The following is a 14,977-nucleotide window of genomic DNA, read 5'->3' on the forward strand; positions in this document are numbered from 1 at the left end:
TCTATAGGAAGGAGTACTCAATAATCTAGGTAGAAGTACCTACAAATTTACCGGACTAACATAAAACAGGGATATTAGCCCAAGATCAGAATTTAAAATTTTAGATATTCCTTAATTCCTGAAAGGTTATCTTTTGAGACAAATCCAATTGCTCCTACTTTTTTTGCATTTTCTCTAGACAAACGAGCATCATTACCGGTCACAATAACAATTTTAGCTTTATTATTCTGTTTCAGAATGAGTTTTGTGGCCTCAAAACCACTCATTTTTCCCATTTCAACATCCATTAGTATATAGTCCGGTTTAACTGTCATATAATTAGCTACAGCATCTTCCCCATTCTCGTATTCAATGCATTCGACAACTTCTTTACAAGAAAAAAGAACTATAGTTTTTATCAGCTTTCGCATTGAAGCATGGTCATCAACTATCATTATTTTCATTAACCTGACCGGATTTGTATTTATCAATTCTTTCTTTAGGTCAAGGGACCCAGACTTTAAAGAGGCAAATTGATTCGATTGAGTTCAATTAGCAATGGGAGAGAGTACCTAAATATATAGGTAATTATACCTATGTATTAAATGAGAAATGCGAAATTACAATGTCTTCGTTACTTCCATTGCATATTTTAGAAGAGCATGTGTGCCACTTAATTCCAGTTTAGAACAGATATTACTACGGTGATTCTGTACTGTCTTGATGCTAATGTTCAATTCTTGAGCAATTTCTTGACTCGTCATCATCTCTGAAACTAAATTAAGTATCTTTTTTTCCGAAGCAGTTAGTAAATGCAATCCACTTTTGTGAGTTGCTGAAGAAGCTGAGTTATCGTTTCTCCGAATCAAAAACCCTGATAAAGAAGGGCTTATATAATAATTGCCCCCTAAAACTTTTTCAACACAATTTGATATTTCGCTGACGGTATTTTCTTTTAAAACATATCCTTTTACTCCAATATCCATTGCTTTATTGAACATTGTTTCATCATTTAGCATTGTCAGAAAAATCAGATCGATTGCCAGACCTTGATATTTTACTTTTTCTGCTACTTCAAATCCACTCATTTCAGGCATTTCAATATCAAGGATAGCAATATCCGGTTTTTCGGATTGAATTAATAAGAGAGCATTTTTTCCATTTTCTGCTTCTATTATTTCAAGTTCAGAATTACTTTCCAGTACTTGCAGTAAACCATTTCTAATTAAAGAATGATCATCCGCAATTAAAATTTTAGTCTTTTTTTTCATACGATATAACCGGTATCACTATCTTTATTGTTGTCCCTTCCATCAAACGGGACTGAATATCTAATGTCCCTTTCAATGTTTCGATTCGCTCTTTCATACCTAAGAAACCCAAACTAGAAATTTTCTTTTGTTTTTCAACGAACCCTCTTCCATCGTCCCAGATAATTGCTTTAACAGAATTTGTTCTTTTTTTCACGATTACAGTTGCCTCTGAAGCATTCGAATGTTTTAAAATATTATTTGTTGCTTCTTGTATAACTCTATAAAAATTGATTTCCTTATCCTTAGCGATAGCGTTATCTATATTATCCACATGATAACTCCATTCTATCTGAGTAGAGTTCTGTAATTGTTCAGCTAAATTATTCAAAGCTTCTGTTAATCCAAATCTTTCTAAATGCACAGGCCTGAGTGCATGGGAAATATTTCGAACATCCTGAATTGAAATTTCTGCACTTTTAGTAATGTGCAGGAGTTCTTCGGTAATTTGTTTAGGATCATTTACTTGATTTTTAGCTAACTCAACTCTGTTCTTAATTACAAGTATTTGTTGTCCTAGTCCATCATGTAGTTCAGACGCTATTCGCCTTCTCTCTGATTCCTGTGATTCTATTAATTGTTCTGTAAATCTTTTTTGGCGCTCATTTTCACTCGTTAGGTTTTCAACTCTTCGATAATAAACAAAACCAACTGCTCCAATAATCAGTAAACTAATCAAAGCATAAAACCAACCCGTATTCCAGAAAGGAGGAGTCACTGTAATATCTAAAGAAGCTCCTACATTATTCCATACACCATCTGAGTTACTTGCGATTACTTTAAATGTATAATCTCCCGGTGGAATTTTAGAATATAAAGCTTGCCTTCTGTTTCCAACCTCAATCCAATTATCATTCAATCCTTCCAGCATAAACTTAAAACGTGTTCTTTCCGGTTTATCAAAATTAATTGCGGTATACCTTATGTCAAGAAATGATTCATCATGCTGTAACTCAATAGTATTTGTAATTGGAATATCATCCTTAACACCTTTTATATGTTCTATATAAACAGGAGGTTTAATAGTATTTATTTTAACATCTCTGGTAGATACTACAGCTACACCCCCAACAGTAGGGAAATAAATGTTGCCCGATGAATCCTGAACTAAATTGGGTTGAAAACCACCGTTCGTTTCTACCGAGATCATTCCATCCTCCTCACCGTAAGAAATTGATTGAACTGAGTTACTTTTGCCATCGCAAAAAGACGAAGCCGAAGATATTGGAACCCTGAAAATCCCCCGGTTGCTGCCCATCCAAAAGTTTTCGTTTTCATCTTTTACTAAATGAGAAACGATATTGTCAAAAAGCCCATGTTGAGTTGTAATATTACAAACCTCTCCATCTTTTAGTCTGAATAATCCATTTCCGTAGCTACCCATCCATAAATCTCCCTCTACACCTTCATAAATTGCTCGGATATATGGTTCGTTCTCCAATTTATTCTCTGATTTCGGTTGCAAACTTACATGAGTAATTTCTTCGTTCTTAATTTTATTTAATCCTGAAATAGTCCCCACCCATAAAATCCCATTAGAGTCTTCGTAAATAGATCTAACGTCATTACTGGAAAGTCCCTCTCCAATGGAAAAGTGTTTGTACCCTACTTCATCATATTTAAATAATCCGTTTAAAGCTCCGATCCATATATTTTCCTTCGAATCTTCCAGCATTGAGGAAATCACAAATCCATTAAACCCGTCGTCTGAAGTAATTTTTTTACCAGGGACAGCAAGATCAGTAGAATTAATCCTATACAATTCCTCTGCACCAAACCAAACACGGTTTTTGGAGTCCTCGAATATTGACCACACACAAAGATTTGGTAAATGAGTATTAACAACCGAATATGTTAGTTTATTTTTGCTCCACCCATAAATTCCACCACAATTAGTTGAAAATAAACTACGTCCATCACTTAGCTGGCTGAGTGAAAGCATAATGTCATTTTCGAATCCCTCATCTTTTCCAATAGTACTAATATTAGAAGGCTTTGCTGAAAACACTCCCTCTCCTAAGGTGCCTAGCCAAAAAGTTCCCTGATTATCTTTAAAAATTTTCGTGTAGTTGATCTCATGATCGGTATTTATAGGATTAAATTCCTCAAAACGATCCCCTTTCCACCTGCTTATGCCATTATAAGTAGTTACCCAAAAAGTACTATCCTGATCTACAAAAAGTCTTTTAATGAAATTTGAAGTGAGTCCATCTTTTATATCAAAAAAAGTAAGCTCTTTATTTTCATATTTAGCTAACCCATGCCTGGCTGTAGCTATATAAATGATACCGGAGTTTTTCGGGTATTCCTTTACATCTATAATTTCACTTCCAAGTAAAGAATTAAAGTCTTTTATAAGGATTATTGAATCATTTAAAGTATGCATGATCTTATTCTCATATCCTAAAAGAACTCCCGTAGTATCTTCACGCACTTTTTGGACAAGCTCTTCTCTATCAATCATTTTCGTTTCTATAAATGAATCTCCGTTATAGAAATAAGGAGTCCCATCTGCCAAAATCCAAATCCTGTCCGCTTTGTCTTCGAGCACTCGTTTAGGATTTATAATTTGTCCTGTTTTATTTATTTGATGAGTTTTGAATTTTCCATCTTTGTATTCGGCAAAACCACTTTCTGTGCTTATCCAGATCTTACCTGTTCTGTCTTCATGTAAGTTTAGTATCCGGTCTGATACCAATCCCTCTGAGTTTGATCTATTGAAAGTTGTAAATGAGTTTCCGTCAAAACGGACAAGACCTCCAAATGTAGCCAGCCAGATATACCCATCTCTGGTTTGAATAATGTCGTTTACTGAACTTTGTGGTAGCCCTTCTTTTAAACCAAATTTTGTGATCACATAATTATCTGAATGTGATATTTGAGAAAATAAGAAATGCGGAAATGCTGTTAACAGAATGCAAAATATTACCAATATTATAGGTTGTATACGTATTGATATCATCTCAAAAACGCTTTCGTATAAAATCGTTTTGTTTTTTTCATGACCTCCCTATTAATTGAACTTTGTAAAGCTTTTAATCAGTGCAAAGTTAACCCTGTACTCTTATGTACTTTGATATAATATTACTCTTGCAAGGCCATTTTACAATAGGAAGGAGTGCTCAATTTAATAGGTATAAGTACCTATATAAAATTAGAACCCTGAGCTATGCTCAACGGCAAATTTCAGAAGGGCGTGTGCTCCGCTTAGATCGAGCTTATTACAAATATTACTTCGGTGATTTTGAACAGTTTTAATACTAATGTTCAGTTCTTCAGCAATTTCCTGATTGGTTTTCATCATAGCTACCATTCTGAGCATATTTTTTTCAGAAGGAGTAAGTAAACTTATACCTGATTTGTCGGTGGCTGAACTTGCTAATCTATTATTTCGCTTTATTAAAAAATCAGAGATCTCAGGACTTAAATAGTAACTCCCTTTTACAACCGTGTGTATACAGTTTATGATTTCTGAAACTGTATTTTCTTTCAGAACATATCCTTTTACACCGATATCCATCGACTTATTGAATAAAGATTCATCTTTGAACATGGTTAGAAAAATGACGTCAATATTGATCGATTCATTTTGAACTTGTTTCGCCACATCGAAACCTGACATTTTAGGCATTTCAATATCAAGTATAGCGATCTGAGGTTTTTGTTCACGAATGAATTCCAAGGCCTGTTCACCATTCTCAGCTTCATAAGTTTCTATATTCGGCTCTGAATCCAGCACTTGTTTTAATCCTTTTCGGATAAGAGCATGATCATCTGCAATAACAATTAATATTTTATTTTCCTTATTCATCAATAGGGATTTCGATCTTAATTGTAGTTCCTTTCCTAGTTACAGATTGTATATCAATGTTACCACCGAGCGACTGAATGCGTTCTCGCATCCCTAAAAACCCAAGGCCTTCTGATATACCGTTCGCTTTTAAATCAAAGCCTTTTCCATCATCCCATATTGTAACTGAGATAGTATTTTCTGTTCTTTTTATCAATACTGAAGCCTCTTCGGCTGAAGAATGTTTTATAATATTTTTTACCCCTTCCTGAATTACCCGATAAAAATGAATCTCCTTATTTTCATGGATTGCTCCGTCAACATCATCAATATGGTAACTCCATTCAATTGAAATCGTGTCTTGAAGTTCTGCGCAAAGATTTTCGATAGCTTCGGTTAAACCAAATTTTTCTAAATGTACAGGTCGAAGACCATGTGAAATACTTCGAACTTCGCTTATTGAGATTACCGCACTTTGCATAATCTCATCAAGTTCACCCTCTAATTCAATTTTATTTCCGCTTTTCTTTTTAGCCAATTCTAGTCTGTTTTTGATAACAAGTATCTGTTGACCTAACCCATCATGCAGTTCAGACGCTATTCGCCTTCTCTCTGATTCCTGTGATTCTATTAATTGTTCTGTAAATCTTTTTTGGCGCTCATTTTCACTCGTTAGGTTTTCAACTCTTCGATAATAGAAAAGTCCAACTCCGCCAATTACCAACAAACAAATAATAGAATAGAACCACGCTGTATTCCAGAAAGGAGGAGTTACTATAACATCCAATGAAGCTCCTTCATCATTCCAAAACCCATCGTTATTGCTTGCTATAACCCTGAATTTATATTCTCCCGGGGGAATTTTAGAATATAAAGCTTCTCTTCTGTTTCCAACTTCAATCCAATTATCATTCAACCCTTCTAAGCGATACCGGAATTTTACCTTATCGGGGTTTGTAAAATTAATTGCGCTATATTGAATTTCCAAGAAGGCTTCATTATGAGATAGCTGAATGTTTTTATTTTCTTTTAGTTCGCCTTCACTTGTCCTGACGCTTTCGATATATATAGGAGGCGGAACCTTATTTACTTCAACCTCTTTTATTGAGACTTTAGCAACACCTGCTACTGTTGGTAACAAAAAGTCCCCGTTTTCTTCTACTATGTAGCTAGGCTGAAATCCACCATTCGTTTCAGGTGAGTTCATTCCATCAACACTTCCATATGAGTACGAAACAATCTCATCCTGTTCCCCATCAGCTACTTTATTCAAGTTCTCTCTGCTAACTCTATGAATTCCACGGTTACTGCCCATCCAAAAATTGCCCTCATCATCTTCTATAATATGCGAGGATGTGTTATCAAACAATCCTTGTTCTGTAGTGAAACGAAATACTTCCTCATTTTTTATTCTGAATAAACCATCTCCATATGTTCCAATCCAATAGATACCATCAATATCTTTATGTATGGTCCGAATATTAGGTTGATCCATAAATTCAGATCCCGATTCATCTACTAAAGGTATTCTGGAAACTTTGTAATCTTTGATTGTATGTAAACCCCCATTAGTACCTACCCACATTGTTCCATCATCATCCTCAAACATTACTCTTGAATCACTGTAGTATAACCCATCTGCTTCTGTAACCTTCCTAATCAGTTTGGTTCCATCATAAATATAAATTCCTTGAGAAGAAGCTACCCAAACGTATCCATTACTGTGCTCTGTAATAGCAAATACAGCATAACCATCAAATCCTTGCTCCAACCCAAATTTAGTTACAGGTTTTCCGTACTCATTAGCCATATAAGGTTCACCTGATCCGAACCACATCCTGCCCCGGGAATCCTGAAATACGGACCAATAACAACCTATTGGCAAATAATCATGTACTTTTGAAAGTGTAGCTTGCCCATTCTCCCACTCATAAATGCCTGTACAATTAGTTGAAAACAACATTTTCCCGTTATCAATTCGCGTTATTGATAGCATCTTTTCATTATCTAAACCAACTTTTTTATCAATCATTGAAATAAACTTTTTTCGAAACCTGAATAAGCCATCTCCATCTGTACCAATCCAATAATTTCCTTCGTTATCATGAAGAATAGATTTAATTCGAATATTTGATTGCTTTCCGAATGGTTCAAACGGGACAAAATTATTCTCTTCCTTTACTGCTATTCCTTCTGCAGTAATTGCATACTGATTATTGAAATCATCGACCTCTAAATCTAAAAAATGGTTATATGGGAGAAGATAAATCTCTTTTTGTGTAAGATTACCTTCGTGTTCATACTCAATGATTTTATTCTGTGTACCAACTAAAATTGTACGGTCTTTAGTAGGATGGTTCCTGACATAACTATGAGCTGAACTTTCATTAGGTATATTATTGTACACTAATACTGGAGATCCGTTAAAAATTCTGTACAGATTTTTATTTAAGCTATACCAACTACCATCAGAACTATTGAGTGCACTTTTAATAATTTCTCCTTCAGCAGTTGGAAGTACTGATTCGAGATCATCGCCGTTAAACTTAAACGACTTGTCAAAGGTATTAATCCACATCGAGCCATCATTACTTTCAATAAAATTTAAGGGTCCTTGAATTCCATCAGCAATTTTGAAGCTTTTACATTTACCATCTTTAAACCTGGTAACTATTGTATTCATTGTTGAAGGCAACAACCAAATACTGTTATCAGATGAAATAAATAAATCATAGAATTCATCAGAGATCAGGCATGGTGTATTAATAAGATTAAATGTTTTAAAATTTTTCCCGTCAAATCTTACCAGCCCTGAAAATGTAGCTATCCAGATATATCCATCATTTGATTGTTCAATCGCATTAATAGAGTTTTGAGGAAGGCCATCTTCCATACCGAAATGCGTAACTACATAGTCTTCAGAATTAGGAATCTGAGAAAATAATGAAATTTGCGAAAGCCCTTGAATAAGCAGAATTGATAAAAGAAAAACTGACAACTGTCGCATCATAGAAAAAGTTTTCAGAAGATAATTAAGAGAAACTCAAATACAAACTAAAACCCTAATCAGCTGATCAATACCACATTTTATTTCTTATTAATACGAATTGAGAAATACCGAATTCACCCAGCGAGACCATTATCACCAGGGATTCTAAAAAAGGCTTGAAGGAAATTTTTAATCTAACTCATCATTCTTATTACCACGTAATTTTTTATAAGCGTATGCTCCACCGGCAGCTGCAAGTAAGCCTAATCCTCCATCAATCGGAGCCTGGGCAGGATCTCCGGGAAGTCCGGGTTGAGCTAGTACCAATTCGGTAAAGATTAACAAGTTTATCAATAGAACAGAACAACGCATTCCGAATTTTTTCACCAATTGAATCATGTCTTTTTTCTTTTCTTTTTGAGTTTTTTTTGAATGATGTATCAGACATATCTGACAATACTTTATATAATCCGGATCACCAGGAATCGAATTAAGCTGAACTATTAAGCCTTTAATAGGATGTTCGGCACCTTCTTTGACTTTGCAACTATTGCAACAATCATTTTCTATTGAGATGGACTTCAGTATACTTTCAAGTGTTTTCATAATTGATATAGATGTAAGATTTAAGACCTTAGATGTAGACTTCTTTTACATCTAAGGTCTTGTGTCTAATGTCTTTTATTTAATAAGGGTTAATTTTTTTGTGATAACTGAGCTACCAGCCTGTAAACGATATATATACATGCCACTCGCTAAATTGGAAGCATCAAAATTTATAGTGTAACGACCGGCTGTTTTGTGTTCACCACGCATTAGTGTTGCAACTTTTCTGCCGATAATATCAAATACTTCCAGAGTTACTTCCCCGTTTTCAGGAACTCCGTATCCAATAGTTGTAGTCGGGTTAAATGGATTCGGATAGTTTTGAGACAGCTCTACTATGACAGGAAGTTGTGCTTCCTCTTCATAGGAAACTGCTTCTCCGGCACTAATCTGAAGTATAAACCTACTCTCATTATCCGATTTCGATTTCATTACTTTAGGCCCTCCTCTTTGAATAGGAATCAGGTTTCTAACATCAATAGATTTTGATCTTTTTTCATGATTTACAACAAATGTAATCTCTGCAACATCATTAAGATCATATTGTTCATCTTCTTGTTGATCAAAAAGTATGAGACTCCAACTTTCGGGCAGTTTATTCAGTTCCCATGATAAAGTTATTTCAGTTTGTGTTTTAGAGGTATCAGAGATACTCAGATCCACATCAACAGGCAGCTCCCACATTCCGGAAAGGTGATCGGGCAAAGCATTAATATCCAATTGTGTGTTTTCCTCGTCAACTTCCAGAGGAAAAGAACTGAATAAGCTTAAATATTCACTGGAAAGAGGTTGAAGTTTATAGGCATCATATTGGTCTTTTTCAGGAACCGCATCTTTATAAAACAAAACTACTCCTTGTGAACTCATATCATCACTTTTAGCTTTGAGTTTTATTGTAGATGCTTCTGAGACTTTCATCAAATTACCACCTGAATTTTTGGTGGAATCATTAATTGAAAATTCCGGTGAAGTTGAATGTGCTTTTATCCAAAAACCTTGCCATGGGGCTATCATCCCATTTTCTAAAGTTCCTGTAATACCGTTCCAACTCAGATAAGAACCATTTCCGTTGTTAGCTGAATCGCTCCAAACATAATAGGTCGCATCTATATTCTTTTTATTCCAACCGCTCTGTGCTCCCCAATTAATGGAAGTTCCATATGGGTTTCCAACCAGATTCCAACCGTCGTTTGCCATAACACCTGAATCTGTAAATGATACTGAAGGTGAAGCCTGACCATTAAACTTACTTGCGCTGTTTATTAGTTTTTTGGGAAAACCTTCCGGGTTCCCATCATTGTCATCATCAGAATAAACAAAAGTTAAAAATCCTGTACCGGACGCTGGCACTTCATTGGCATTGGTAATTGGTTGAAAAGATCTGGCTGATTCGCTCCATGTATAAACGTTGGAATTTCCATGAGAAACATCCGCTCCTGTAAAGCCCTGTGTCCATAAAGAATCTAATAAAGTTCCAAATGACGCTCCTGAAACTGGAGAACTTAGCATTCTCCAGCCTTCAGCTCCGGTAATTATAAGTTCGTTGTATTTTGTTTCCTGTAATTTTGGATATCCTGACCCTTCTTCGATATACCAGGTATCAGTAAAATCAAATCCTGAAAAAGAATTTCTTTGCTTCATTTGAGCAGTTGTTAAGCCTGTTCCGTCAGCAGAAGAGGATTGCCCGGTGGTTTCTGTATCCCAATATGAATTCGTTACCGCGCCTGAGTTTTTCTCGCCAATCAAGCCTCCGTTTCCAGATGGCGCGGATACACTTCCTGTTCCGTAACTATTTTCGATAGTTCCACTTATTAACCTCGCTACTAATGCAGATGCACCATAGTTAGAACTTGTAGCAGAAGCTGTTGAATAAGAATTTGTGACCAACCCATTAGATCCATTATAGTTTTCATTAGCTCCAACCAATCCTCCGGTATGATTGTATCCGGTAACTGTCCCTGTTGAATAACTATTTCTAATCTCAGAGTAATTAATTCCTACCAGCGCTCCTGTGTATTCATCTCCGGTTATATCTGCATTTTCAAGAGCAATATTTTTAAGAATAGCATCGTGAGTAGCTCCAAATAAGCCTATAAAGTTGGAACTGCTTCTGTCTATGAAAAGACTTGAAATTTTGAAACCATTTCCATCATAAGTACCGGAAAACTCATTCCCGGACCCGTTAGTACCAATTGGATTCCAGCCTGAATTTTGGTTGAATGGGGCTACGTTCATGTCAATATCTGCTACCTGAATAAAATGGGCATCCATGAAATAACGTACGCTGTCTAAATGAACGGCTGTAGCTACTTTGTAAGGATTGGATTCAATCCCAAAACCACCACCCAATAATTCTTTTAATTCCTCATAACCGGGATGAGGTGTTTGTTCATTATTTTTTAAGTATGGATAGGCATAATACTCCTGTATTCCCCACACACCGGAAAAATCCCAGCCATTAAATGATGATTGGTCTTTCATTTGTTTAGTTGTGAGTCCGCTCCCTCCATTCGAGCTCGATCTTGTACTGGTCTCTGTATTCCAGTAACTGTTATTAACTGGTGTACCTTGTCTATAACTGATAAACCCTAAAGCCGAACTACTTACACCGGTAACTTTTCCGCTGGAAAAGCTATTTGTGATACTTCCAGAATAAGTTCTTCCGGCAAACCCTGCTACATAATTATTGTTTGTAGTAACTGACCCCGTGGCATAGCTGTTGGAGATTGTAGTTCTGTTTCCGTACCCAATAAAACCGCCTGCATAAACCCCATTGTTTACTAATACTTCAGATTCAGAATAAGATTGGCTTATATTGGTAGAAAATCCAGTTCCAATGAGCCCCCCAACCTCACTTCTACCGGATATTGATCCCGTAGAATGGCTATTGGTTACATTTCCATAATTAGCACGCCCTATTAACCCTCCTCCTCGAAATCCAGTCAAAGTAATGTTTACATTACTGAACGAACTATCAATATCAGCTCTAAAACTATATCCTGACAGCCCGCCTGTATCGTAATTTCCAACTACAGATCCCGAGACTTTAACATTGGTTATATCTGAGTCCGCTATTTGTCCTGCTAAAATACCTGTATAATCTCGTCCGGTAACATCCACACTATCAACTTTCATATTTTTTAAAGTCGCATTAGAATTTATTCTGGCAAACAACCCAACTAAATTAGTGCCGGGGCGATTGATGAACAGGTTTAATATTTGAAATCCATTCCCATTATAACTTCCTTCGAAATAGTTTTCGATGGGCAGCCACCCTTCACCAGAATTAAATGGAGAGACATCTAAATCTATATCTGCAGTTTGTGTAAAATATTTATCTCTTACATGACGCACACTGTCGAGTTGTGTAGCTGTGGCAATTTGAAAAGGTTTTGTTTCTGTTCCACACCCTCCATTAAAAAATTTAACGAAACTACTTTGCCCTGAAGTGGGATGGTTAATTTGCTCATTTGTTCTCAAATAAGGGAAAGAGCTGTTTGCATCAATATTCCAAACTGTAGAAAAATCCCACTCAGAAAAAGATGCTTGTTGCATAAGCTGAGTAACTGAAAGTTCAGAACCACCTGCTGAACTTTCCTGACATATAAACTCATTGTTCCAATAACTGTTTGCAACTGTTCCTGCATTTTTCTCGCCAATTAAACCCCCGCTTCCGGATAGAACAAAAGCCTCGCCTGCCGCATAGCTATGCTCGATCGTTCCGCTTAGTTGGCGACCAACCAAGCCTCCTGCACCAAAATTAGAGCTGTATGCAGAAGCAGTAGAATAAGAATTAATAACTAGTGCAGTTGAGCCATCCCAGGTCTCTAACCCACCAACTAAACCACCTGTATGATTAACACCTTTCACAGAACCCGTTGAGTAACTATTTCTTACTTCAGAATAGTTTATACCAACCAGAGCTCCTACATATTCTTCACCCGTTACATTTACATCTTCTACACCAATATTTTTTATCACAGCGTTTTTAGTTGCTCCGAAAACTCCATTATAATCAGTGGAAGGTCTATTTATAAATAGATTTTGAACTTTGAACCCATCACCATCCAGTGAACCCGAAAATTCTTCAGCTGAACTATTGGTTCCAATAGGTTCCCAACCTTCTCCTGTGTTAAAAGGTGAAACATTCAGATCAATATTTGAGGTCAATTTGAAGTGAGCAGTAAGATGATATCTAACACTATCTAATTGTTGAGGCGTGCTAATAAGATATGGATTCGCAATCGTACCCAACCCTCCTGCATAATTAATAATTTTAAACTGTTTGCCGGGAGGAGGATTTTGTTCTGTGCTAACCAGATATGGATAACTGGTAGAATCTCCGGTTACTATATTCCATACCGAACTGAAATCCCAACCGGCATCGGTGTATGTACTTTTTGTTTTAAGCTGTTGAAGCGTTTTGCTTACACCGCCGCCCAAACTGCTTGTTTGCCCAGTAGCTGTAGTGTCCCAGAATACATCATTGGCAACAGTTCCTGATTGATACATTCCAACAAGTCCACCAACATTTGAAGGAGCTGAAACCGATCCGACTGCGTATGATTTGGCAATATCTCCTGATAGAAATCTACCAATAAGCCCACCGGCACTTGTAGATGTGGCCGTAACTGATGCAAGAGAATATGAATTACTAATTTCGCCTGCACTGGTGTAAGTTTCTAATAAGCCTGTAAGCCCACCGGCATGATTTTCAGCTGTTACTGAACCTGTACTATAGCTTTCAGAAAGATGTGTGTAATTTATTCCGGTTATGGCACCTACATAATCTTTCCCTGTAACATTTACATTTTCAAATCCTACTTTTTTGATGTACCCGTATCTGGTGGTTCCAAATAATCCCACAAAATTTTCTGTAGGTCGGTTTATGTACAGATTTTTTATTTTTTTCCCATTTCCATCAAAACGCCCGTGAAATTCTTGTCCTGATGAGTTTGTGCCAATCGGCTTCCATCCTTTCCCTGAATTGAATGGATAAATATTTAAGTCAATATCATGAACCAGCTTGTATTCATATGTGTTGCTGTCATATATATTCCTAAGGTGGAATGTGTTTTTAATTAAATAGGGATCTCCGGAAGTTCCTGAACCACCACCATATTTCTTTGTTATTTGATGCATTGGATATCCAAAGTTATATACATCTGTAACTTCCCAATTAGAGCTAAAATCCCATCCTGCTCCGGAAAAGGTAGATTGTGTTTGCATTTCCGCTGTCGTTTTCCCCGTTCCTTGTCCTGCACTTGTAGCCAACCCGCTACTCTCTGTATCCCAAAAGCTATTAGTAACGGTTCCGGAGTTTTGCTCCCCCACTAAGCCACCTGCTCCACCATTGGGTGCACTTGCAACTCCGGTCGAAAAACTATTTAAAATTGTACCTCCTTGTAATCGTGCAACTAACCCGGAAGCACCATAATTAGAAGAATTAGTTTTAGCATGGGAGTATGAATATTTCAGATTAGCGCCAATTCCACCCAACATAGTTCCAAGCAAACCACCGGTATGATTTCTACCATTAAGCTCTCCTGTTGAGAAAATATACTCAACTGTACCGTTCAGATGCCCTGCAAGAGCACCAACATATTCATCCCCTGTAATATCTACATCAACCAAACCAAGGTTTTTTACACTAATTACATTACTGCCTCCACTGATATGACCAAATAAACCAACATAGTCAGTTCCCGCCCTGTTAATATAAAGCCCATAAATAACGTGTCCATTTCCATCAAAACTAGCTCTGTACCAATTTGGTGAATCAGCGGTACCTATTGGTTCCCAACCCTGTCCATTATTCCAATTTTTAGTATCTCGGGCATCAATATCATTCATCAGTATAAAATGAACTCCCCAGGAATCATTATTTCTTACCTCGTTTAGTTCTGTAAGATTTGTTATCTGATAAGGATCTCCCGAAGAGCCATCACCACCGGCGAACTGGGCTGAAACTTCTTTCTGCATTAAGATCAGAATGAAGACCAGCATGATGTACCTGACAGCCTTACTTAACTTTTGTAGTAATTTCTCTTTTCCTTTTAACCGTAAAACGTATTCTTTTTTCATTTCAGCTTTATGAATTATTAAGAGTCTATTGACTCATTTTCCTCCACAAAGCTATATGCATCACCTAAAACAAACGTGTCAAAAACCTGAACAATCGTGTCAAGTTTGTACTTTTAATACACCATAAAGGCTATTTTTATTTTTATACGGTTATATTATAGCTATCATGATTTAAGTTATTTTAGAATTTCAATGGACTTTTTCTCACAAAGCCTTATA

7 protein-coding genes are annotated in these 14,977 nt (G+C 36.4%); all 7 read right to left on the reverse strand.

Annotated features, from left to right (window positions below; translation table 11 throughout):
• Positions 1 to 92: 92 nt before the first annotated feature.
• The gene (locus A8B79_RS14905) at positions 93 to 443 is read right to left on the reverse strand and encodes a response regulator (protein WP_066224245.1); all 351 of its coding nucleotides are present in this window, start codon (positions 441 to 443) and stop codon (positions 93 to 95) included.
• A gap of 156 nt (positions 444 to 599) precedes the next feature.
• On the reverse strand, positions 600 to 1,250 hold the full coding sequence (locus A8B79_RS14910) for a response regulator (protein ID WP_066224248.1): 651 nt from the start codon (positions 1,248 to 1,250) through the stop codon (positions 600 to 602).
• Positions 1,234 to 4,146, reverse strand: a complete 2,913-nt coding sequence (locus tag A8B79_RS14915; RefSeq protein ID WP_066224250.1) for a ligand-binding sensor domain-containing protein — start codon at positions 4,144 to 4,146, stop codon at positions 1,234 to 1,236. Before A8B79_RS14915 ends, A8B79_RS14910 begins: the two co-directional genes overlap by 17 nt.
• A 297-nt stretch (positions 4,147 to 4,443) precedes the next feature.
• Complete coding sequence (locus A8B79_RS14920; RefSeq protein ID WP_066224254.1) at positions 4,444 to 5,100, reverse strand: response regulator transcription factor; 657 nt, start codon at positions 5,098 to 5,100, stop codon at positions 4,444 to 4,446.
• Positions 5,093 to 8,089: a sensor histidine kinase gene (locus A8B79_RS14925; protein ID WP_082894206.1), complete on the reverse strand. Its 2,997-nt coding sequence runs from the start codon at positions 8,087 to 8,089 to the stop codon at positions 5,093 to 5,095. Before A8B79_RS14925 ends, A8B79_RS14920 begins: the two co-directional genes overlap by 8 nt.
• 168 nt (positions 8,090 to 8,257) lie before the next feature.
• Positions 8,258 to 8,440, reverse strand: coding sequence for a PID-CTERM protein-sorting domain-containing protein (locus tag A8B79_RS14930; RefSeq protein WP_066224782.1), 183 nt, complete (start codon positions 8,438 to 8,440; stop codon positions 8,258 to 8,260).
• Positions 8,441 to 8,749: 309 nt separating this feature from the next.
• Positions 8,750 to 14,758: a T9SS type A sorting domain-containing protein gene (locus tag A8B79_RS14935; protein ID WP_066224260.1), complete on the reverse strand. Its 6,009-nt coding sequence runs from the start codon at positions 14,756 to 14,758 to the stop codon at positions 8,750 to 8,752.
• Positions 14,759 to 14,977 lie beyond the last annotated feature (219 nt).

The organism is Balneola sp. EhC07, from assembly GCF_001650905.1.
GTDB lineage: Bacteria > Bacteroidota > Rhodothermia > Balneolales > Balneolaceae > Balneola.

Coding starts and splice junctions, on each gene's coding strand:
- A8B79_RS14905 (WP_066224245.1), bottom strand. CDS start 443: ATGAAAATAATGATAGTTGATGACCATGCTTCAATGCGAAAGCTGATA.
- A8B79_RS14910 (WP_066224248.1), bottom strand. CDS start 1,250: ATGAAAAAAAAGACTAAAATTTTAATTGCGGATGATCATTCTTTAATT.
- A8B79_RS14920 (WP_066224254.1), bottom strand. CDS start 5,100: ATGAATAAGGAAAATAAAATATTAATTGTTATTGCAGATGATCATGCT.
- A8B79_RS14925 (WP_082894206.1), bottom strand. CDS start 8,089: ATGATGCGACAGTTGTCAGTTTTTCTTTTATCAATTCTGCTTATTCAA.
- A8B79_RS14930 (WP_066224782.1), bottom strand. CDS start 8,440: ATGCGTTGTTCTGTTCTATTGATAAACTTGTTAATCTTTACCGAATTG.
- A8B79_RS14935 (WP_066224260.1), bottom strand. CDS start 14,758: ATGAAAAAAGAATACGTTTTACGGTTAAAAGGAAAAGAGAAATTACTA.